The organism is Methylomarinovum tepidoasis (assembly GCF_030294985.1).
Taxonomy (GTDB): domain Bacteria; phylum Pseudomonadota; class Gammaproteobacteria; order Methylococcales; family Methylothermaceae; genus Methylohalobius; species Methylohalobius tepidoasis.
In genome coordinates this window covers 658,505-680,386 of sequence record NZ_AP024718.1, presented here as the reverse complement: position 1 = coordinate 680,386, position 21,882 = coordinate 658,505, and the positions used below count along the sequence as shown (strand labels likewise).

The following is a 21,882-nucleotide window of genomic DNA, read 5'->3' as shown; positions in this document are numbered from 1 at the left end:
GCGGAAGCAGCCCGTCATCCGGTGGCGGTGGAAAAAACGGCGACGGTCGGGTTTTTCAGATCGAAGGGCTCGATTGCGCCGAAGAAGTGTCTCTGCTGAAACAGGCTGTCGGTCCCCTGGTGGGCGGCGAGGACTATCTGGCCTTCGACCTGTTGCGCGGGCGGATGCGCATCCTGCCGGGGGCCAGGCCGGTGAGCGACCGGGAAATTCAGCAGGCGGTGGCTCGTACCGGGCTCAAGGCCGTTCCCTGGCGGGCCGGCATGACGGAGAGAGCAGGACGGCGCTGGCAGGGACTTTTCACGCTGTTGTCCGGTGTGGCGCTGCTGGCGGGCATGGGGCTGCACCTTTGGCATGCCGGCGGCCCGCAGGCGCTGCTGTCCCTGTTCGCCGGCCATGTGGAGGGGGTTCCCCTGGACGAACGCATCGCCTTCGGCCTGGCCATTGCCTTTGGCATCCCCTGGGTCGCGGTGAGGGCCGGTTATGCCCTGCTCCGTCTGCGGCCGGACATGAACCTGCTGATGACGATGGCGGTCGCCGGTGCCCTGGTGCTTGGGGAATGGTTCGAAGCGGCCACGGTGACGTTTCTGTTCGCTTTGGCCCTCACTCTGGAACGCTGGAGCGTCGAGCGGGCACGGCGGGCGGTCACCGCTCTGCTGGAAACGGCGCCGGAGACCGCCCGGGTCAGGGCGGCGGATGGGCGCATCCAGGTGATACCGGTGGAGGAAGTCCAGGTCGGCATGCGGGTGGTGGTGCCGCCGGGAGAGAAGATCCCGGTGGACGGCCGGGTGGTTGCCGGCCACAGCAGCGTCAATCAGGCGCCCATTACCGGTGAGAGCCTGCCGGTGCCCAAGGCGCCTGGAGACGAGGTGTTCGCCGGTACTCTCAACGGCGAGGGTCTTCTGGAAGTGGCGGTGGAAAAACCGGCTGGGGACACGACTCTGGCTCGGATCATCCGCCTGGTGGCCGAAGCCCAGGAACGCAAGGCCGGTGTGGAGCAGTGGGTGGAGCGCTTTGCCCGCCGCTACACCCCGGCGGTGTTTCTTGCGGCGCTGCTGGTTTGGACCGTGCCGCCGTTGGCGCTGGGGATGCCCTGGACGCCTTGGTTCTACCGTGCTTTGGTGCTGCTGGTGATCGCCTGTCCCTGCGCCCTGGTGATTTCCACCCCGGTCAGTTTGGTCGCTGCCCTGGCCCGGGCTGCCCGGGAAGGGGTGCTGGTCAAGGGAGGCGTCTTTCTGGAACGGTCGGCCGGCGTGGCGCTGATGGCTTTCGACAAGACCGGCACTCTGACCCTGGGTGAACCCCAGGTGGTGCAGGTCATTCCCCTGGCCATCGATGATGCGGAATTGCTGGCCTTGGCGGCAGCGCTGGAATCCGGCAGCACCCATCCGCTGGCCCAGGCGATCTGCCGTTATGCCGAGGCGCGGCGAATTTCTCCTCTGCCCGTCGAGAGACTCCAGGTGCTGCCGGGGCGTGGCATTAGCGGGAGCATTGACGGCCGGGCTTACTGGCTCGGTTCCCTGCGGCTGGCGCGGGAGCGGGTGACCCGCTGGCCGCAGGAGCTGACGTTGCCGCCCCAGGCCGAGGCCGGTACCGTCGTTGCGCTTGGCCGGGAGGACCGGCTGCTGGGGCTGGTCGTCCTCAGCGACCGCCCGCGCCCCGAAGCCGTGCAGGTCGTCGATGCGCTCCATCGCCTCGGCATCCGCTGCGCCATGCTCACCGGGGACCATCGCTGCGTCGCCGAGCATATCGCCCGCGATCTCGGTATCGAGGAAGTCCATGCCGAGCTGCTGCCGGAGGACAAGGTCCGGGTCGTCGAACAACTGGCCCGGGAATATCGAAGCGTCGCCATGGTCGGCGACGGCATCAACGACGCCCCGGCTCTGGCGCGCGCGGATGTCGGCATCGCCATGGGGGCCATCGGCTCCGATGCCGCCATCGAGGCCGCCGACATCGCCCTCATGAGCGACGATCTGCGTCATCTGCCCTGGCTGGTGCGCCACGCCCGTCGCACCCTGTGGATCGTGCGCGAGAACATCACCTTCGCCCTGGGCGTGAAGGCCGTGTTCGCGTTGCTGGCGATGCTGGGACAGGCGACCTTGTGGATGGCGGTGGCGGCCGACATGGGCGCATCGCTGCTGGTGGTGGCCAACGGCTTGCGATTGTTGCGGCGGTGATGACGCACGGATCAGGCCAGACACCTTCTGGACATGCCGCCTTGACCTCGCCGTGCCGAGGTTTGCCGGCGCATGCGGCGGTGGTAAAGTGGTTCTGATGGTTAAAGTCAAATCGTCGTTCCCAAGACGGCCCGCGCAGAGTTGAAATGGCACATCATCACGCTCACCATCACCACCACGGCGACGTCCACGAAACCCGCCTGATCTGGGCGCTGCTGGTCAACGTGCTGCTCACGGCGGTGCAGGTGGTGGGGGGCGTGCTCTCGGGCAGCCTGGCGCTGGTGGCCGACGCCCTGCACAACCTGTCGGACGCCGGTTCTCTGGCAGTGGCGCTGGTGGCGCGGCGGATCGCCAGGCGGCCGGCGGATCAGTGGCGTACCTTCGGTTATCAGCGCGCCGAGCTGATCGGGGCGCTCATCAATCTGACCACACTGCTGCTCATCGGTCTGTATCTGATCTACGAGGCGCTGCTGCGCTTCGTCAATCCCCAGCCCATCGAGGGCTGGACGGTGGTGTACGTGGGCGCCTTCGCTCTGGTGGTGGACGTGGCCACGGCCCTGCTCACCTATGCAGGCTCCAGATACAGCGCCAACATCCGCGCCGCTTTTCTGCACAACGTCGCCGACGCGCTGGGCTCTGTGGCGGTGATCGTCGCCGGCACCCTGGTGATCCGCTACGGCTGGCATCTGGCCGATCCCCTCTGTACCGTGCTGATCGCCGCTTACGTGCTGCGCCACGGCTGGGTGGAGATGAAACACACCATCCGCATCCTGATGCAGAGCACCCCGGCCGACATCGATCTGGCGGAACTGATCCATACCCTGGAGAGCGTGGAAGGCGTCTGCGGCGTGCACCACGTCCACGTCTGGGAAATCGATGAGCACCGCCGCTCCCTGGAGGCCCACGTGGTCATCGATCCCGACGACGCCGCCCACATCGAGGCGATCAAGCAGCGGCTCAAACGGCGACTGGAGGAACGTTACCACATCGGCCATTCCACCCTGGAGTTCGAGCTGGCGACGCCGGAGACGGTATCGGCCTGTCTGGCCAATCACGAAGCCTGCGGTCAACCCAACCATGTTCGGGATCACGGCCACACTCGGGCGCATTTCCCCTGGGCGGTGCTGGGATGGGTCTTGGCGCTGCTGGCGCTGACGGCAGGACTGGCGTGGCGCTATCATCTCAGCGGCGACTGGCAGACCTGGCTGGCGGACCTGAAGACCCCGCGGCGATGGTCCCATCACGAATGGACGGCCTACAGCCTGGCCCTGATCGCCGTTCTGGCCGCCTGGTGGACAGGCAGGAGGCGCCCCCATGACGCTCACTCCTGAAACCGCCACCGCTTTCGCCCGTGACTGGATCGCTGCTTGGAACGCCCGCGATCTGGCGCGCATCCTGTGCCATTACGCCGAGGACGTGCACGTCACCTCCCCGGTCGCCGCCCATCTGACCGGGCGGGCGGATGTCCACGGCAAGCCGGCGCTGGCCGCCTATTTCCGGATAGGACTGGCGCATTATCCCAACCTGCATTTCCGCCTGGAGCACGTGTTTTGGGGTGACGCCAGTCTGGTGCTCGGCTATGTCAACCAGGACGCCGTCCATGCGGCCGAATTCATGCGTCTGGATGAGCGGGGACAAGTGGTGCGGATGATCGCTCATTACGCTGCGGCGTGAAGCGCCGCGGGCCATCTGGCATCATGAAGTCATGAGGTCGTTATCCACCCGCTTCGTCACCGTCTGCTGGCTCTAGAATTTCAATTTGGCAAGATAGTTTCTGAATGCCCCGGCCACCTCGGGATGATGCAGGGCATAGTCTACTGTAGCTTCCAGATACCCCACCTTGGAGCCGCAGTCGTAACGCTTGCCTTCGAACCGGTAGGCATAGACCGGCTCCTTCTCCAGCAGCCGGGCGATGGCGTCGGTCAGCTGGATCTCGCCGCCGGCGCCACGGGGGGTGGTTTCCAGCAGTTCGAAGATCCGAGGGGTGAGGATGTAGCGGCCGACCACGGCCAGGTTGGAGGGAGCGTCTTCCGGCTTGGGTTTTTCCACGATGTGGGTGATGCGGCCGAGACGGTCGTCCACCGGTTCGATGGCGACGATGCCGTAACTGGCGGTAGCCTCCCGGGGGACCTCCTGCACCGCCAGCACCGACCCCTTGTGGCGGTCGTAGATGTCCGCCATCTGTTTCAGGCAACCGGGACCGCCGTTGTTGGCGATGAGATCGTCGGCCAGCAGCACCGCGAAGGGCTCGTCCCCCACCAGGGGGTGAGCGCAGAGGACCGCATGGCCCAGTCCCAGCGCCTCCGGTTGGCGGGTGTAGGCGCAGCGGACGCCGGCCGGCGGGATGCTGCGCACCATTTCCAAAAGACGGGCCTTGCCGCGCCGTTCCAGCTCGATTTCCAGCTCGAAGGCTTTGTCGAAGTGATCGGGGATGTTGCGCTTGTTGCGGCCGGTGACGAACACCATCAGATCCGCGCCAGCTTCATGGGCCTCCTCGACGCTGTACTGGATCAGGGGTTTGTCCACCACCGGCAGCATTTCCTTGGGGCTGGCCTTGGTGGCCGGCAGGAAACGGGTGCCGAGGCCGGCGACGGGGAAGACGGCTTTCCTGAGCTTCACGGACATTTCTCCCATTGTTTGAGTTCTTCGGGGATGGCGGCGATCTTGCCGTTTTTTTCCAGGTAATCGAGGATCTGGCGGGCGCACTCGTCGAGGGGATCGTTGCCGGTGTTGACCACGATTTCCGGATTTTCCGGCGGCTCGTAAGGAGAGGAGATGCCGGTGAAATCCTTGATTTCGCCGCGGCGGGCCTTCTGGTACAGCCCCTTGACGTCACGCTGCTCGCAGATCTCCAGCGGGGTGTTGCAGTAGATCTCGATGAAGTCGCCCGGCTCCACCAGCCTGCGCACCATCTCCCGGTCCCGGCGGAAGGGGGAGATGAAGGCGGTCAGGGCGATGACCCCGGCGTCCACGAACAGCTTGCTCATCTCGCCGATGCGGCGGATGTTCTCGTGACGGTCCTCGGCGCTAAAGCCCAAATCGCTGCAGAGGCCGTGGCGGACGTTGTCGCCGTCGAAGACGTAGGTGCGGCAGCCGCGCAGGAACAGCAGTTCCTCGACTCGGTGGGCCAAGGTGGATTTGCCGGCGCCGGAAAGCCCGGTGAACCATAGGATGAAACTTCGGTGGCCGTTGAGGCGTTCGCGGTCGCGCCGGGTGACGGTGGCGTTGTGCCAGCGGATGTTTTTGTGCATGGTGGACTAAGTTGATGGTTGGTAGGGGCGATTTAACCTTGGATCGGCTTCGGTTTCCAGTAATCTTAAGGCAAATACTTGATCGCAGTCACCACCAGCCCCCCGACGGTCAGGGTGACGGCGAAGGACCAGCGCATGAAACGGTCGAGGCGGTTGGTCAGTGCCTCCAGATGTTTGTCCACTTGTTCGAAGCGTTTATCCACCTGCTCGAAGCGCTTGTCCATTAGGCGAAAGCCCTGCTCCATGAGCTCACGCTGGTGTTTGAGCTCCTCCTCCACCCGCACGATGCGCTCGCGCAGCTCCAGATCGTAGCGCACCAGTCCCACTGAGGGTGCGGTCTGGGCAGCCACTTCCTTGCGGATCAGGCGGCGGATCTGTTCCAGGTCTTCTTCGGCCAGGGCCATGTCAGTCGGATGGAAAGGGAATTGGAACCGAAGTCTAGCACAGGTCTGGTTTTTGGATCAGCGTCAGCCTGCCGTCAGGCTGGCTTTCAGGGCCGCGATGCGGTCGCGCACTCTGGCGGCCTCCTCGAACTCCAGATTCCGGGCGTGGCGGTACATCTGTTCCTCCAGTTGCTTGATGAGGCGGGCGGTTTCCTTGGGGGATCTGGGCAGCGCCTCGTAGTCCCCCTGGGATTCGGCCACCTTGCGGGATCTTTTACCGCCGGCGCCGGGAACCGGCAGCTCCAGGATATCGCCCAGGGAGCGGACCGCGCTCCTGGGGGTGATGCCGTGCTTCTCGTTGTAGGCGATCTGCTTGGCGCGGCGGCGCCCGGTCTCCTCGATGGCGCGGCGCATAGCCTCGGTGACGGTGTCGGCATAGAGGATGGCCTTGCCGTGGACGTTGCGGGCGGCGCGGCCGATGGTCTGGATCAGGGACACGGTGGAACGCAGGAAGCCCTCCTTGTCGGCGTCTAGGATCGCCACCAGCGACACCTCCGGCATGTCCAGCCCCTCGCGCAGCAGGTTGATGCCCACCAGTACGTCGAACGCCCCCCTGCGCAGGTCCTGGATGATCTCCACCCGCTCGACGGTGTCGATGTCCGAGTGCAGATAGCGCACCCGCACGCCGTGCTCCATCAGGTAGTCGGTGAGATCCTCGGCCATGCGTTTGGTGAGGGTGGTGACCAGGATGCGCTCGTCCCGCGCCGCCCGCCGGTTGATCTCCGACAGCAGGTCGTCCACCTGGGTCAGGGCCGGGCGCACTTCCACCTCCGGGTCCACCAGGCCGGTGGGGCGCACCACCTGTTCGACCACGGTGCCTGAATGTTCCTGCTCGTAAGGGCCGGGGGTGGCGGAGACGTAGATGCGCTGGGGGGCGCGGGCCTCGAACTCCTCGAAGGTGAGGGGGCGGTTGTCCAGGGCCGAGGGCAGGCGGAAGCCGTAGCTTACCAGGGTCTCCTTGCGGGAGCGGTCGCCGCGGTACATGGCGCGCAGCTGGGGAATGGTGACATGGCTTTCGTCGATGAAGACGATGCCGTCGTCGGGCAGGTAGTCGAACAGGGTGGGGGGCGGCTCGCCGGGTTTGCGCCCGGACAGGTGACGGGAGTAGTTCTCGATCCCGGAGCAGTAGCCCACCTCCAGGATCATCTCCAGGTCGAAGCGGGTGCGCTGCTCCAGGCGCTGGGCCTCCACCAGCTTGCCGTCGCGGCGCAGTTCCTCGAGGCGCTGGTGCAGTTCGGCCTTGATGGCGTCCACGGCCTTGAGCAGGGTCTGGCGCGGGGTGACGTAGTGGGTCTTGGGATAGACGGTGTAGCGCGCCACCGGACTCAGCACCTCGCCGGTCAAAGGATCGAACAGGCTCAGGCGTTCGACCTCGTCGTCGAACAGCTCCACCCGCAGGGCTTCGGTTTCGGATTCGGCCGGGAAGATGTCGATGACGTCGCCGCGGACCCGGAAGGTGCCGCGCCTAAGCTCCGTGTCATTGCGGGTGTACTGCATTTCCGCCAGGCGGCGCAGGATCGAACGCTGGTCGATGAGGTCGCCGCGGCGCAGGTGCAGCACCATCTCGAAGTAGGCCGCCGGTTCCCCCAGGCCGTAGATGGAGGAGACGGTGGCGACGATGACCACGTCGCGCCGCTCCAGCAGCGCCTTGGTGGCCGACAGGCGCATCTGCTCGATGTGCTCGTTGAGGGAGGCGTCCTTTTCGATGTAGGTGTCCGAGGCCGGCAGATACGCCTCCGGCTGGTAGTAGTCGTAGTAGGAGACGAAGTACTCCACCGCGTTCTCCGGGAAGAACTGCTTCATCTCCCCGTAGAGCTGGGCCGCCAGGGTCTTGTTGGGGGCCAGGATCAGGGCCGGGCGCTGCATCTCGGCGATGACTCTGGCCATGGTGTGCGTTTTCCCCGATCCCGTGACTCCTAACAGGGTCTGATGCAGCTCGCCGTGGCGCAGTCCCGCCACCAGCCGGCGGATCGCCTCGGGCTGATCGCCAGCCGGCTGGTAGGGACTGTGGAGTTTGAAGGACTTGCCGGTTTTGGGATTCAGCACCCGAGCGTCATCGGGTATCATGTTGTCGCTTTGTTCCCGCGTTTTATCCAGTACCTTGCGGTAAACCGAGCGGCGGGAACCGATTTCCGGGGATTTCATCTGTTCAACTCCAGTCACGATTCAGGGCCAAGCCTATGACCATCCCACTGTCCCAGCGTGTCCAGCGGATCAAGCCGTCACCCACTCTCGCCGTCACCGCCCGCGCTGCGGCCATGCGCGCCGCAGGCAGAGACGTCATCGGCCTCGGGGCCGGGGAGCCGGATTTCGACACCCCCGAGCATATCAAGCGGGCGGCCATCGAGGCCATCAGGGCGGGGATGACCAAGTATACTCCCGTGGACGGGATTCCCTCTTTGAAACAGGCGGTGATCGCCAAGTTCCGCCGCAACAACGGCCTGGAATACCAGCCGGATCAGATTCTGGTGTCCTGCGGCGGCAAGCAGAGCTTCTACAACCTGGCCCAGGCGCTGCTGGATGCGGGCGACGAGGTGATCATCCCCGCCCCCTATTGGGTGTCCTATCCCGACATGGTGCTGCTGGCCGACGCCAAGCCGGTGATCGTCGCCGCAGGACAGGACCAGAAGTTCAAGATCACCCCCGCCCAGCTGGAGGCGGCCATCACCCCGAAAACCTGCCTGTTCGTCCTCAACAGCCCCTCCAATCCCACAGGCCAGGCCTACAGCCGCGAGGAGCTTAAGGGGCTGGCCGAAGTGCTGCTGCGGCATCCCCAGGTGGTCATCGCCAGCGACGATATGTACGAGCACATCGTCTGGGAGGAGGGCAGCTTCTGTAACATCCTCAACGTCTGCCCCGAGCTGTACGACCGTACCCTGGTGCTCAATGGCGTCTCCAAGGCTTATTCCATGACCGGCTGGCGCATCGGCTACGCCGGGGGACCTAAGGAAGTCATCCAGGCGATGAAGAAGATCCAGTCCCAGAGCACCTCCAATCCCACCTCCATCTCCCAGGCCGCCGCCCAGGCGGCCCTGGAGGGCGATCAGTCCTGCATCGCGGAAATGCTTAAGGCCTTCAAACAGCGCCACGACTTCGTGGTGGAACGACTCAACCGCATCCCCGGCATCGACTGTCTGGCCACCGACGGCACCTTCTACGTCTTCCCCAATGTGGAAGGCATGATCGCCGCTCTCGACGGCGTCGAGGACGACGTGGCCCTGGCGGAATACCTGATCGAGCAGGCGGGTGTGGCCCTGGTGCCCGGCTCGGCCTTCGGGGCGCCGGGGCACGTGCGCATTTCCATCGCCACCAGCATGGAGAATCTGGAAAAGGCGCTGGAGCGGATCGCCGGCGTCGCAGCCTAGTCGGTGCCGGGAGCGTCTCGACGGCACGCCAGCAGTCCTGCCTCGAAGGAGGCGGCGGGTTCCGTGCGGTCTAGCCGCTCGAGCCGGCTGTCGTCCCGGGGTCGGGTTGCGGTGACGTGCAGACGGCCGTCGCTGTAATTGAACACGAACCAGCCCTGCTCGGTCCGGACCACCCCCTTGAGCCGCTGCGGCGCCGTTTCCCCGATCCAGGCGCACAGGCGGCTGTGGTCGAAGACGGCAGCGGCCGGAAAGGTCCAGCCCTGACTGTGATAGCCGCTGTCTTCGGGCGCCGCCGTGGTGACGGGGGGGCGGTGGGGATGGCGGGGCAGATCGATCCAGGCGGGATCGACCCGCCCGTGGGTGACGTGGGCGACCACGGCCTTGGCGGGCGTGCAGCGGTTGGCCCAACGCGCGAAACGCCGCAAATCCTCGGCGTCGGCCAGGTCGGTCTTGTTGGCGACCAGCACGTCCGCCAGCTGGATCTGATCCACGAAATGTTCGTGCTCCCGGTAACGGGGATCGGCCAGCTTGCGGGGATCGACCAGGCACAAGGCGGCGCGTAGATCGAGGACGGTGCGGAAATGCTCGCCTGCTAGCGTGGCCAGTACCCGGCGCGGATGGCCCAGCCCGGAAGGCTCGATCAGCAACCGGTCCGGCCGGGCTGACCGCAGCAGCCGGTTTACCGCTACCTGCAGGGGGACGCCTGCGGCACAACACATGCACCCGCCGGGCACCTCCCGGACCACGGCCCCGCATCCGCCGAGGATGGCGCCATCGATCCCCACGGCACCGAACTCGTTCACCAGTACCGCCCAGCGCTCGTTTTCCGGTTTGTGGGCCAGAAGGTGCAGGATGGCGGTGGTCTTGCCCACTCCCAGAAATCCCATGACCAGATTGGTGGGAATGGCGCGCAGCGCGGTCCGCGGCATCAGTTGCGCAGGGCGTGGATCGGCGCCGGGATGCGCCCGCCGAGGCGGATGAAGCCCTCGCCGCCAGCGCGCACCGGCATCACCGGCGCCTCGCCGAACAGGCCGCCGAACACCGCCACCTCCCCCGGCCCCTTGCCGGGGACGGGGATCAGGCGGCAGGCGGTGGTCTTGTGGTTCATGACCCCGATGGCGCATTCGTCGGCGATGACGCCGGCGAGGGTTTCGGCGGCGGTGTCGCCGGGGATGCACACCATGTCCAGCCCCACCGAGCAGATGGCGGTTATGGCCTCCAGCTTCTCGATGGAGAGATGACCGGCGGCGGCCGCCTGGGCCAGCACCGTGTCCTCGCTCACCGGAATGAAGGCCCCCGACAGCCCGCCCACCGACGAGGAGGCGAAGGCCCCGCCCTTCTTGACCGCGTCGGTGAGCAGGGCCAGGGCGGCGGTGGAGCCGGCGGCGCCGATGTTTTCGATTCCCATGGCCTGGAGAATCTCCCCCACCGAGTCGCCGATCTTGGGGGTCGGCGCCAGGGACAGATCGACGATGCCGAAAGACACCTCCAGGCGCTGGGCCAGGGCGGTGCCGATGAGCTCGCCGATGCGGGTGATGCGGAAGGCGGTGTGCTTGATCTCCTCGGCGATTTCCCCCAGATCGGGGTGCGCGGTATGCGCCCGCAACCGCTCCACCGCCCGCTTGACCACGCCGGGACCGGAGACGCCGACGTTGACGACGCATTCCGGCTCTCCGGCCCCGTGCAAGGCCCCGGCCATGAAAGGATTGTCGTCGGGGACGTTGGCGAACACCACCAGCTTGGCGCAGCCGAAGCCGTCGGCCTCGGCGGTGCGCCGGGCCAGTTCCAGAAGCGAACGGCTGACCGCCAGGATCGCATCCATGTTGATGCCGGCGCGCGAGGAGGCCACGTTGACCGAGCCGCACACCCGCGAGGTGGTCCCCAGGGCCTCGGGAAGGGCGGCGATGAGGCGGCGGTCGGCCTCGGTTTCCCCCTTTTCCACCAGGGCGGAGAAGCCGCCGATGAAATCGACGCCGATGTCCGCCGCCACCTGGTCCAGCGTCCGGGCGATGCGCACCAGCCCGTTGTGGTCGTGACCGGCGGCCCACCAGGCCACCGGGGTGACGGCGATGCGGTAGTTGACGATGGGGATGCCGTAGCGGGCCGAGACCGCCCGTCCCTCCGTCACCAGCCGGCCGGCGAGGCGCTGGAGCTTGTCCCGGACCTTGCCGCAGCAGGCGGCCACGTCCGGATCGGCGCAGTCCATCAGGTTGATCCCCAAGGTCACGGTGCGCACGTCGCAGTTCTCGTCCTGGAACATGCGCAGGGTCATGAGGATGTCCTCGATGCGCATCATGGCTGCACCAGGCGGCGGATGGCGCCCACCTCGCTGGTGGTGCGGAGGATGTCCCGGTGGAGCAGGTGGAGATCGACACCGAGCCGTTCCGCCAGTGCCGGCAACCCGGCGCGCAGGCCCTCGAGGGCACCGGCATCGCGGGGATGGATCTGGAAGATCATGGTGATGTTCCCAGTCTCGCTGCGGGTGTAGAGATCCTCGATGTTGACGTCATGCTCGGCCAGAAACCGGGTGACCGCGGCGATCAGCCCCGGCCGGTCCGGTCCCTGGACGGTGAGGAAGTAGACTTGGGCGCCCTCTGCCGGCCGGAACAGCGGTTCGGGCCGATAGCGGCGCACGTGGACCGCAAGTCCCAGTTCCGGCCTTGCCTGTTCCACGGCCTGCTTGATTCGGGCCGGGTCCAGCCCCGCCGGCAGGTCGGCGCGCAGGATCAGGGTGAAGTAGCCGCCCATTACCGTCTGGCTCAGCTCGGTGACGTTGCCGCCCAGCGCGAACACCGCTTCGGTGATGGCGGCGATGATGCCGGGACGGTCTCTGGCGGTGACCGCGAGGACGAAGGCTTCGGTCTTCATCTCGGCCACACCCGCCACAGCAGCAGCAAAATGGCGCCGAGCTGGGAGATCCAGAACACAAAGCTCCATTTGAGCCAGGTGAGCTGAGCCCGGGAGATGTCGGAATTCAAATCCACCCGCAGCCGGGCGATTTCCACTTTGAGCTCGGACCTCACCTTTTCGGTCTCCAACCGGACTTTTTCGATTTCCTTGGTGAGATCGGCCCGCACCTGTTCGATTTCCACCTTGAGATCGGCCCGAACTTGCTCGATTTCCTTGGTGAGATCGGCGCGGACCTGTTCAATCTCCACTTTGAGATCGGCCCGGACTTGTTCGATTTCCTTGGTGAGATCGGCGCGGACTTTCTCGATCTCTTTGGTGAGGTCGGTGCGGACTTGTTCGATTTCCACTCGGAGCTCCGCCTTGACCTGCTCGATTTCCTTGATCAGCTTCAATTCGGTTTCCCGCAGATCCTGGCGGGTGGCCATGTCCCCCAGGTTGGGATAGCGTTCCTCCAGCGCCTCGAACGCCTCGGCGATGATCTTGGCGCGGGTTTTGTCGTCCGGCGCGCTGGAAAGGCGCTCGTAAAGATCGATGACGGAAGGCATGACGGCCGCTGCTATTTTTAGAGATTCGACTCCGTATGGTAGCACAAGGGTGAGCTGTCGCCCGCTAGGGGATTCGGGTAGAATGCCGATTTCACCGGTTTCAGTCTTCCGCCTTTGTCACCCGATTTCAGCCGTTTTCCCGATTACCACGACCTGGTTCTGCTGCGCCAGCAGCATCCGGCCTGGCGCCTGCTGGCCGCCGCCCACGCGCCCCTGGTGCTCACCCTGCTGCACGCCGTCTTCATCGCCCCCAACCGCCGCGCCCTGCCCCGCCAGCAGTTGATCGCCATCCTCGACGACCTGCTTTTCGACCTGCGCCAGCAGGAGGGCGGGGACGCCTTTCCCAAACCGGCGGCCGCCTATCTGGACGACTGGGCCGGCGACGATAAGGGCTGGCTGCGCAAGTACTATCCGGAGGACAGCGATGAGCCCCACTACGATCTGACCCCGGCGGCGGTGCAGGCGCTGGAGTGGGTGACCGGGTTGCAGCGGCGCGAGTTCGTCGGCACCGAATCGCGTCTGCTGCTGGTCTTCGAGCTGCTGCGGCAGATGGCCGAGGGCAGCGAGACCGACCCGGAGGCCCGCATCGCCGAGCTGGAACGCCGCCGGGGCGAAATCGATGCTGAGATCGCGCGCATCCGCGGCGGCGAATTGGAACTGATGGACCCGACCCGCCTGCGCGACCGCTTCCTGCAGATGCAGGACACCGCCCGCCGCCTGCTGGCCGATTTCCGTGCCGTGGAACAGAACTTCCGCGACCTCGACCGCCGGGTGCGCGAGCGCATCGCCACCTGGGAGGGCGGCAAGGGGGAGCTGTTGGCGGAAGTGTTTGGCCACACCGACGCTATCGCCGATTCCGACGAGGGCCGCAGCTTCCGCGCCTTCTGGGATTTCCTCATGGACCCGCGGCGCCAGGAGGAGCTGACCGGCCTGCTGGAAAAGATCCTGGCGCTGGAACCGGTCCGCCAGCTTCGCCCCGACCCGCGCCTGCGCCGCATCCACTACGACTGGCTCGAAGCCGGCGAGGCCACCCAGCGTACCGTCGCCCGGCTGTCCCAGCAGCTGCGCCGCTGGCTCGACGACCAGACCTGGCTGGAGAACCGCCGCATCATGGCCCTGCTGCGCGACATCGAGCAGCACGCCATCGCCGTCCGCGACCGCCTGCCCCCGGGGGATTTCATGACCGTGGACGCCACCGCCCCGGCCATCGAACTGGTGATGGAGCGCCCCCTGTTCCAGCCTTCCGCCCGCATCCGCATCGAGGACCGGGTGGTGGTGGAAGGGGAGGCCAAAACCCTCGACGAGGCCCTGTTCAAGCAGCGCTTCGTCGATCGCGAGGCGCTGGCGGACCACATCCGCCACCTGCTCCGGTCCCAGCCCCAGGTCTCCCTGGCGCGGGTGGTGGCGGCCCGTCCCCTGGCGGAAGGATTGGCGGAACTGCTGACCTATCTGGAACTGGCCGAGGCCGATCCCAGGGCGGTGGTGGACGATGCCCGCAGCGAAACCATCGAATGGACCGGCAGCGACGGCGTCGTCCGCCGCGCCCGTGTACCTTTGATTCTGTACTGCCGCTGAGGAAGCGAATGGAAGACCCGTTGCCCCAGGTGCTGATCCCGCTGCTCAAGGGGGTGATCTATGCCGAAGCCGACCCGCCCCGCTGGCAGAAGCTTTTGGATCTCCAGGCGAGGATCCGCGAGGTGGCGGCCCTCATGGGCCTGGAGCTGATCATCGACGAGGCCGAGGGCCACGCCTTCCTGCGCCAGCGGGAATTCGCCGCGGAGGAAACGCCGCTGCCGCGCTTGGTGCCGCGCCGGCCCCTGAGCTTTCTGGTGAGCCTGCTGTTGGCACTGCTGCGCCGCCGCCTGCTGGAATTCGACCAGAGCGGCGGCGACACCCGCCTGGTGCTGCACCGCGACGACATCGCCGAAATGGTGCGGGTGTTCCTGCCCGAATCCAGCAACGAGGCCAAACTGCTCGACCGCCTCGACCGCGACCTCAAGCGCATCGAGGAACTGGGCTTCCTGCGCCGCCTCAAGGGGCAGGAGCACCTGTTCGAGGTGCAGCGGATTCTCAAGAGCTTCGTCGATGCCCAGTGGCTGGGGGAGTTCAATGAACGGCTGGCGGCGTACCGCAAGCATTTGGAGGAAGACGGCGGCGCTTGAAAGATAAGGAAAGCGCTCAGGGAGCGTCGCGGGCGACGAAGATTTCGATCTCCCACTTGCAGGGGGGGTGTCCTTGTCGATGATCTGCGCCAGCGCGCAGGCAAGACCGGTAGAAAACAGCCACGCGGGCAATGCGTGCAGCGCGCGCAGCAACGGCGGATCCAGCCGTTCCACAGTGGCTAGCGCCGTCGGCCCCGGGGGATGGGCGAGCACCTCCACCAGCATCCAGAAGACCTCGCTGTCGAGGTCTTCCAGGGCGAAGCGCCGCAGGTGCCGCAACAGCGCCGGCTCAGTTCCAGCCGTTCTGCAAAAGAACGCTGTGTCACCCGCCCCAAGGCCCAAAGGATCACCGGAAACCACAAACCGCCGCTGTCCTGCTCCTGGGCCAGAAATTCACGAAATTCCGGCACGTGGCGCATGCTTTCCAGGGCGGCGTATTGGTAACGCTTGGGCAAAACGGCGGCGAGATGGCGGCAGGATGCGGGAATGCCGTCCGCCCACGCATGCCACGCTTCGATCAGCGCCGCATAATCCACCGCCGGAGGCGGTGGGATGCGGTCGCGGCGGGCGATCTGACGACGGATGTCCTGCTGGTCGCCCGCGATTTCAAGCACGGTTTCGAGAATCGACGACAGCCCGTGGGGCGGCTTGGGGTCGAGCAGCAGTTTGGAGAAACACACCCGCCGCGGCGGACGGTCCTCCCCCACGATACGGAAGCAATGCAGCCCCGCCGGCCACGAGGCAAAGGCGTAACGTTCCTCCTGCAGGGGGAGCGGGAGCAGCTCAGCGGTCTTCAAGCCAGAACGCCTCCACCAAGTTGCCATCGACGTCGAGCAGCCACCATTCGACTACCCTTCGGCAAGGGACGCGGTGCAGCGAGTCGCCGGGCTGCCAGAGCGCTTGGACCGCTTCCCGCACCGGCCCGGGCAGTTCGGGATGATCGAGCGGCACCGGCTTTTCCTCGGGCCAACTGCCTAAGGGCGGACAGGGCGCATTCTCGGGCATGGATTTCACCATTATCGGCCTCTGAACCGTTATCATAAATCGCAAATTCCCTAGCGAAAACGACGCCCATGGCCAACCCCTTTTTCGACCGCCCGATCCTCAATTCTCCTTACGCCTATCCGGCGCGCCATTGGGAACTGGACGAAAACGGCCAGCCGACCGGGAAGATCGTCGAATCGCGCAGACCGGCCCAGTTCCTCACCCCCATCCCCAGACCCAAACAGCGCAAAGGCGCGCCCACGCAGGACGCGCTGTTGTTCGACGATCTATCCACTCAGGCGCAGCAATACCACGCTTCCATCATCAACGGCGTGCGCGAGGAAGTGACTCGGTGGCGGGCGCTTCCCCAATCCCAATGGCGGGTCACGCCGGAGACCGCTCGGCTGCTGCGACACTGGCGCTGCCACGATTTCAGCGGCATCCGCCCGTTCTTTTGTCAGGTCGAAGCGGTCGAGACCGCCATCTGGCTGACCGAGGTCGCCCCGCAGCTGGGCAAGACCGGCCAGAAATATCTGGACCACCTGGCCAACGCCAACGCCGAGGCCAACCCGGAGCTGATGCGCCTTGCCCTCAAGCTCGCCACCGGCGCGGGCAAGACCACCGTCATGGCGATGCTCATCGCCTGGCAGACCGTCAACGCCGTCCGTCATCCCCAGAGCAAGCGTTTCACCCGGGGCTTTTTGGTCGTGACGCCCGGCCTCACCATCCGCGACCGCCTGCGGGTGCTGCAGCCCAACGATCCCGACAGCTACTACCAGAGCCGCGAGCTGGCGCCTGCCGACATGCTTCCAGACCTGGAGCGGGCCAAGATCGTCATCACCAACTACCACGCCTTCAAGCGGCGCGAGCGCCTGGAGCTTTCCAAGGGCGGGCGCGCCCTGCTGCAAGGCCATGGCGAGCCGCTGCAGACTACCGAATCCGAGGGCCAGATGCTGCAGCGGGTGATGCCCGAGCTGATGGGCATGAAGCGCATTCTGGTCATCAACGACGAGGCCCACCACTGCTACCGGGAAAAGCCTGGCGAGCCGGACGAAGAGAAAAAGACCGGCGACGACAGAAAAGAGGCCGAGAAGAACCGGGAGGCGGCCCGGCTATGGATCTCCGGCCTGGAGGCGGCCAACCGCAAGCTGGGCGTGGCACGGGTGATCGACCTTTCCGCCACGCCTTTTTTCCTCAGCGGCTCAGGCTACGCCGAGGGCACCCTGTTTCCCTGGACCATGAGCGACTTTTCGCTGATGGACGCCATCGAGTGCGGCATCGTCAAGCTGCCGCGCGTGCCGGTGGCCGACAACATCCCCGGCAACGAAATGCCCATGTTCCGCAATCTCTGGGAGCACATCCGCAAGGACATGCCTAAGAAGGGGCGGGGCAAGGCCAAGACCCTCGACCCGCTGGCGCTGCCCGCCCCCCTCAAGACCGCCCTCGAAGCCCTCTACGGCCACTACGAAAAGACCTTCGAACTGTGGAAGCAGGCGGGCCTGCGCATTCCGCCCTGCTTCATCGTGGTCTGCAACAACACCGCCACCTCCAAACTGGTTTACGACTACATCTCCGGTTTCCACCGCGAGAACGAGGACGGTTCCACCACCCTGATAAACGGCCGCCTGCCGCTGTTTCGCAATTTCGACGACCACGGCGACCCCTTGCCCCGCCCGCGCACCCTGCTGATCGACAGCGAGCAGCTGGAATCCGGCGAGGCCCTGGACAAGAATTTCCGCGAAATGGCCGCCGACGAGATCGAGCGCTTCAAGCGCGAAGCCCTCGAACGCGGCGGCGCGCTGGCCGACCAAATCCGCGCCGGCAAGGAGATCGACGACGCCACCCTGCTACGCGAGGTGATGAACACCGTCGGCAAGCCCGGAACGCTAGGCGAGTCGGTGCGCTGCGTGGTCTCGGTCTCCATGCTCACCGAAGGCTGGGACGCCAACACCGTCACCCACGTGCTGGGCGTCCGCGCCTTCGGCACCCAACTGCTCTGCGAACAGGTGATCGGTCGCGCCCTGCGCCGCCAGTCCTACGATCTCAACGAGGAAGGCCTGTTCAACGTCGAATACGCCGACGTGCTCGGCATCCCCTTCGACTTCACCGCCAAGCCGGTGGTCTCGCCGCCCCAGCCGCCGCGCGAGACGGTGCAGGTCAAGGCCGTGCGCCCCGAGCGCGACCATCTGGAGATCCGCTTCCCCCGCGTCGCCGGCTATCGGGTGGAGCTGCCGCAGGAGCGCCTCACCGCCCGGTTCAACGAGGATTCGGTGCTGGAGCTCACCCCCGAGCTGGTCGGCCCCTCCATCACCCGGAATCAGGGCATCATCGGCGAAGGGGTGGACCTGAGCCTGGAACACCTCAAGGACATGCGCCGCGCCTCGCTGGTTTTCCAGCTCACCCAGCGCCTGCTCTACACCAAATGGCGCGACCCCGGCGCCGATCCGCCCCTGCACCTGTTCGGCCAGCTCAAGCGCATCACCCGGAAGTGGCTGGACGAGTGCCTGGTCTGCAAGGGCGGCACCTGGCCCGCCCAGCTCATGTACCCAGAGCTGGCCGACATGGCCTGCGAGCGTATCACCGCCGCCATCACCCGCGCCCTGGTGGGCGAGCGTCCGGTCAAGGCGGTGTTCGACCCCTACAACCCGGTGGGCTCCACCGCCCATGTCAACTTCACCACCTCGAAGACCCTCCGCTGGGAGACCGATCCCGAGAAATGCCATATCAACTGGGTGATCCTCGATTCCGGCTGGGAGGCCGAATTCTGCCGCGTGGCCGAGTGCCACCCGCAGGTGCTCGCCTACGTGAAGAACCACGGCCTGGGGCTGGAGGTGCCTTATCGCTATGGATCCGAAACCCGCACCTACCTCCCGGACTTCATCGTGAGAATCGACGATGGCCGCGGCCCGGACGATCCCCTCAATCTGATCGTAGAAATCAAGGGCTACCGCCGCGAAGACGCCAAAGAAAAGAAAGCCACCATGGAGAACTACTGGGTGCCCGGCGTCAACAACCACGGCCAGTATGGCCGCTGGGCCTTTGCCGAGTTCACCGACGTGTATGAAATGCAGGACGACTTCGAAGAAAAAGTGGAAGAGGCGTTCAACAGGATGCTCGATGCGGTAACGGGCGCGGTGGAAGCAATGGAGAAACGGCATGGCTAAACGCACCAAAAAGTCCATTCACAAGCGCATTGAAACCTTCACCCACGACGAGGCCACGCGCAAGAACATCCCCACCGCCGAGTATCAGTCGGTGGTGCCGGAGGAGGTGGAGAAGCCCAAGGCGGTGCGCTACCCGCGCGGCGTGAGCGGCCTGGAGGAAGAAAAAGCCAACCGCAACCGTGATCTCGACCCGCAACTGGTGTGGCGCGGCAAGGACGAGCAGGACTGGTCCGACCTGGTGGTGCAGGCCCCGCCGCTCTACATCCAGGAGAAGATTCACCCCAAGGCGTTGATCGACGATCTGATGCGCCGCACCGAGGCCAGGGAGCAGTCAGCCGATCCGCAGCCTGACCTGTTCGCCGACTTCAACGGCATCGACAACGAAGCGGCCAAAACCGAGTTCTACCAGCACGAGGCCCACTGGACCAACCGCCTGATCCTGGGCGATTCATTACAGGTGATGGCCAGTCTGGCCGAGCGCGAGGGGCTGCGCGGCAAGGTGCAGTGCATCTACCTCGACCCGCCCTACGGCATCAAGTTCAACTCCAACTTCCAGTGGTCCACCACCAGCCGCGACGTCAAGGACGGCAAGCCCGAACACATCACCCGCGAGCCGGAGCAGGTCAAAGCCTTCCGCGACACCTGGCGCGACGGTATTCATTCTTATTTGACCTACTTGCGTGACAGGCTCACCGTGTGCCGCGACTTACTGACCGACTCCGGTTCCATCTTCGTGCAGATCGGGGATGAGAATGTGCACCGAGTGCGGGCGCTGATGGATGAGGTGTTTGGGGATGAGAATTTTATTGGCGAAATCGCATTTGCGAAAACATCAAGCGCGACCTCTGCGTACATCCCAAGCATTTATGACATCGTACTTTGGTACGCCAGGAATCAAAGCTCTCTAAAGTACAGACAGCTCATGCGAGAGAAGTCTCATCAGACTCAGGGAGCTGGAGAGTATATGTATACTCGAAGGTTTCCAGGAGATGTGTTTAGGCTTACGAAGACGGATTTGTCTGACGAGAAGAAAACCAATGCCACTTTGCGGATCGATAATCTGACATCACAGTCTGGTGGTGAAACGACACGTTTCCGTTACGAGCATCAAGGCCGTCGGTTTTGGCCGGGATCTGGTGGTTGGAAGACGAATCGAGTTGGCATGGAGCGGTTGGAAAAGGCGGATCGCCTCTATATTCGCCGCACGTCTCTGAATTATGTTCGATTTCTGAAAGATTACCCTGCAATCCCGCTGGGTAACTATTGGGATGACACCGCAATTGCTGGTTGGAGTGAATATAAGGTCTATGTCGTTCAAACTGCAAGACGGGTCATCGAAAGATGCCTGCTCATGACCACCGACCCCGGCGACCTGGTCCTGGACCCCACCTGCGGGTCCGGCACCACCGCCTACGTGGCCGAGCAGTGGGGTCGACGCTGGATCACCATCGACACCTCCCGCGTCGCCCTGGCCCTGGCCCGCGCCCGCATCATGGGCGCCCGCTATCCCTACTACCTGCTGGCCGACAGCCCCGAGGGGCAGCGGAAGGAGGCGGAGATCACCCGCAGCGCGCCCTCCAGCAAGCCCACCCACGGCGACATCCGCCACGGCTTCGTCTATCAGCGCGTTCCCCATATCACCCTCAAATCCATCGCCAACAACGCCGAGATCGACGTCATCTGGGAGCGCTTCGAGGCGCAGCTCAAGCCCCTGCGCGAGGAACTGACCCGGCACCTGCCCGACGGCTGGCTGGCCGACTACCGCAAGAGGCAGCAGTACGACGTGGAAGTGCCGCCGGAGATTCAGGAGTGGGAAATCCCGCGCGAGTTCCCCGAGAGCTGGTCGGAAGCAGCCAGGGCGTTGCACGAGCAGTTCTGGGAACTGCGCATCGCCCGCCAGAAGGAGATCGACGCCTCCATCGCCGCCAAGGCCGATTTCGAGTACCTCTACGACAAACCCTACGAGGACAAGTCCAGGGTGCGCGTGGCCGGGCCTTTCACCGTGGAGAGCCTCTCGCCCCACCGGGTGCTGACGGTGGACGAAAACGACGAGTTGGTGGATCAGACCTGCGAAGGGCGCGGCGCCTACGGCGAGGAGGTGGGCTTCGTCGAGATGATCCTCGATCATCTGCGCACCGCCGGCGTGCAGCAGGCCCACAAGGAGGACAAGATCGACTTCGTCTCCCTCGTGCCCTGGCCCGGCGATCTCATCTGCGCCGAGGGCAAGTACGAGGACGAGGCCGGCAAGGAAGTCCGCGCCGCCATCTTCGTCGGCCCCGAGTTCGGCACCGTCTCCCGCCCCGATCTGGTCGAAGCCGCCCGCGAGGCCGCCGATGCCGGCTTCGACGTGCTCATCGCCTGCGCCTTCAGCTACGACGCCCAGTGCGGCGGGCTGAACAAGCTGGGCAGGCTGCCCATACTCCAGGCGCGGATGAACGCCGACCTGCACATGGCTGCCGACCTCAAGAACACCGGCAAGGGCAACCTGTTCGTCATCTTCGGCGAGCCCGACATCGACATCCTCGAAACCGGCGACGGCAGGATTCAGGTCAGGATCAACGGCGTGGACGTCTTCCACCCCCAGACCGGCGAAGTCCGCTCCGACGGCCCCGAGGGCATCGCCTGCTGGTTCATCGACACCGACTACAATCAGGAATCCTTCTTCGTCCGCCACGCCTACTTCCTCGGCGCCGGCGATCCTTACAAAGCCCTCAAGACCACCCTCAAAGCCGAGATCGACGAAGAAGCCTGGGCCAGCCTCAACAGCAATGTCTCCCGCCCCTTCCCCAAGCCCGCCTCCGGTCGCATTGCCGTGAAGGTCATCAACCACCTGGGGGATGAGGTGATGAAGGTGTTCAGGGTATGATGAGCGCCGGAGGAGACC

At 65.2% G+C, this 21,882-nt stretch carries 18 protein-coding genes; 8 read left to right on the top strand and 10 right to left on the bottom strand.

The features are described from left to right. Positions 1-86 precede the first annotated feature (86 nt). The 3 genes from MIN45_RS03355 (at position 87) to MIN45_RS03345 (ending at position 3,848) form a co-directional block, all read left to right on the top strand. Positions 87-2,174, top strand: coding sequence for a heavy metal translocating P-type ATPase (locus MIN45_RS03355; protein WP_286293378.1), 2,088 nt, complete (start codon positions 87-89; stop codon positions 2,172-2,174). Positions 2,175-2,320: 146 nt separating this feature from the next. After that, positions 2,321-3,505 (top strand): cation diffusion facilitator family transporter, encoded by a 1,185-nt coding sequence (locus MIN45_RS03350; protein WP_286293377.1) that lies wholly within the window; start codon positions 2,321-2,323, stop codon positions 3,503-3,505. Further along, positions 3,489-3,848 carry a nuclear transport factor 2 family protein gene (locus MIN45_RS03345; RefSeq protein WP_286293376.1) on the top strand — a complete coding sequence of 120 codons (360 nt, stop codon included), beginning with the start codon at positions 3,489-3,491 and terminating at the stop codon, positions 3,846-3,848. The genes MIN45_RS03350 and MIN45_RS03345 overlap by 17 nt, the downstream gene beginning before the upstream one ends. 72 nt (positions 3,849-3,920) lie before the next feature. Here MIN45_RS03345 and galU read toward each other — a convergent pair whose 3' ends face one another. The 4 genes from galU to uvrB form a co-directional block, all read right to left on the bottom strand. Beyond that, complete coding sequence (gene galU / locus MIN45_RS03340) at positions 3,921-4,799, bottom strand: UTP--glucose-1-phosphate uridylyltransferase GalU (protein WP_286293375.1); 879 nt, start codon at positions 4,797-4,799, stop codon at positions 3,921-3,923. Beyond that, positions 4,790-5,425, bottom strand: coding sequence for an adenylyl-sulfate kinase (gene cysC / locus MIN45_RS03335; protein ID WP_286293374.1), 636 nt, complete (start codon positions 5,423-5,425; stop codon positions 4,790-4,792). Before cysC ends, galU begins: the two co-directional genes overlap by 10 nt. A gap of 65 nt (positions 5,426-5,490) precedes the next feature. Then, a complete protein-coding gene (locus MIN45_RS03330; protein WP_286293373.1) occupies positions 5,491-5,829 on the bottom strand; it encodes a hypothetical protein in 339 nt (112 codons plus the stop codon). Positions 5,830-5,892: 63 nt separating this feature from the next. Continuing rightward, on the bottom strand, positions 5,893-7,935 hold the full coding sequence (uvrB, locus tag MIN45_RS03325; RefSeq protein WP_286294111.1) for an excinuclease ABC subunit UvrB: 2,043 nt from the start codon (positions 7,933-7,935) through the stop codon (positions 5,893-5,895). A gap of 113 nt (positions 7,936-8,048) precedes the next feature. Between uvrB and MIN45_RS03320 the strand changes: the two genes are divergently transcribed. After that, entirely contained in the window at positions 8,049-9,233 is a 1,185-nt protein-coding gene (locus tag MIN45_RS03320; protein WP_286293372.1) for a pyridoxal phosphate-dependent aminotransferase, read from the top strand. On the opposite strand, the gene MIN45_RS03315 is transcribed toward MIN45_RS03320, so the two are convergent. From MIN45_RS03315 to MIN45_RS03300, 4 genes are read right to left on the bottom strand one after another with little or no spacing between them, the layout of a single operon-like run. Next, a complete protein-coding gene (locus MIN45_RS03315; protein WP_286293371.1) occupies positions 9,230-10,162 on the bottom strand; it encodes a CobW family GTP-binding protein in 933 nt (310 codons plus the stop codon). The two genes, MIN45_RS03320 and MIN45_RS03315, sit on opposite strands and share 4 nt — an antisense overlap. Further along, positions 10,162-11,529: a PFL family protein gene (locus MIN45_RS03310; RefSeq protein ID WP_286293369.1), complete on the bottom strand. Its 1,368-nt coding sequence runs from the start codon at positions 11,527-11,529 to the stop codon at positions 10,162-10,164. Before MIN45_RS03310 ends, MIN45_RS03315 begins: the two co-directional genes overlap by 1 nt. Next, complete coding sequence (locus MIN45_RS03305) at positions 11,526-12,101, bottom strand: glycine cleavage system transcriptional repressor (protein ID WP_286293368.1); 576 nt, start codon at positions 12,099-12,101, stop codon at positions 11,526-11,528. The genes MIN45_RS03310 and MIN45_RS03305 overlap by 4 nt, the downstream gene beginning before the upstream one ends. Continuing rightward, entirely contained in the window at positions 12,098-12,688 is a 591-nt protein-coding gene (locus MIN45_RS03300) for a hypothetical protein (protein ID WP_286293366.1), read from the bottom strand. The genes MIN45_RS03305 and MIN45_RS03300 overlap by 4 nt, the downstream gene beginning before the upstream one ends. Before the next feature lie 114 nt (positions 12,689-12,802). Between MIN45_RS03300 and MIN45_RS03295 the strand changes: the two genes are divergently transcribed. Then, a complete protein-coding gene (locus MIN45_RS03295; RefSeq protein ID WP_286293364.1) occupies positions 12,803-14,263 on the top strand; it encodes a DUF3375 domain-containing protein in 1,461 nt (486 codons plus the stop codon). An 8-nt stretch (positions 14,264-14,271) separates the two neighbouring features. Continuing rightward, positions 14,272-14,850, top strand: coding sequence for a DUF4194 domain-containing protein (locus tag MIN45_RS03290; RefSeq protein WP_286293362.1), 579 nt, complete (start codon positions 14,272-14,274; stop codon positions 14,848-14,850). A 179-nt stretch (positions 14,851-15,029) separates the two neighbouring features. On the opposite strand, the gene MIN45_RS03285 is transcribed toward MIN45_RS03290, so the two are convergent. Next, a complete protein-coding gene (locus tag MIN45_RS03285; RefSeq protein WP_286293361.1) occupies positions 15,030-15,647 on the bottom strand; it encodes a hypothetical protein in 618 nt (205 codons plus the stop codon). Then, positions 15,634-15,855 (bottom strand): hypothetical protein, encoded by a 222-nt coding sequence (locus MIN45_RS03280; protein WP_286293360.1) that lies wholly within the window; start codon positions 15,853-15,855, stop codon positions 15,634-15,636. Before MIN45_RS03280 ends, MIN45_RS03285 begins: the two co-directional genes overlap by 14 nt. A gap of 68 nt (positions 15,856-15,923) precedes the next feature. Here MIN45_RS03280 and MIN45_RS03275 point away from each other — a divergent pair, with 68 nt between their 5' ends. Both MIN45_RS03275 and MIN45_RS03270 read left to right on the top strand, forming a co-directional pair. Next, positions 15,924-18,998: a BPTD_3080 family restriction endonuclease gene (locus MIN45_RS03275; protein ID WP_286293359.1), complete on the top strand. Its 3,075-nt coding sequence runs from the start codon at positions 15,924-15,926 to the stop codon at positions 18,996-18,998. After that, positions 18,991-21,864 carry a site-specific DNA-methyltransferase gene (locus MIN45_RS03270; RefSeq protein WP_286293357.1) on the top strand — a complete coding sequence of 958 codons (2,874 nt, stop codon included), beginning with the start codon at positions 18,991-18,993 and terminating at the stop codon, positions 21,862-21,864. The genes MIN45_RS03275 and MIN45_RS03270 overlap by 8 nt, the downstream gene beginning before the upstream one ends. The last annotated feature ends 18 nt before the right edge of the window (positions 21,865-21,882 follow it).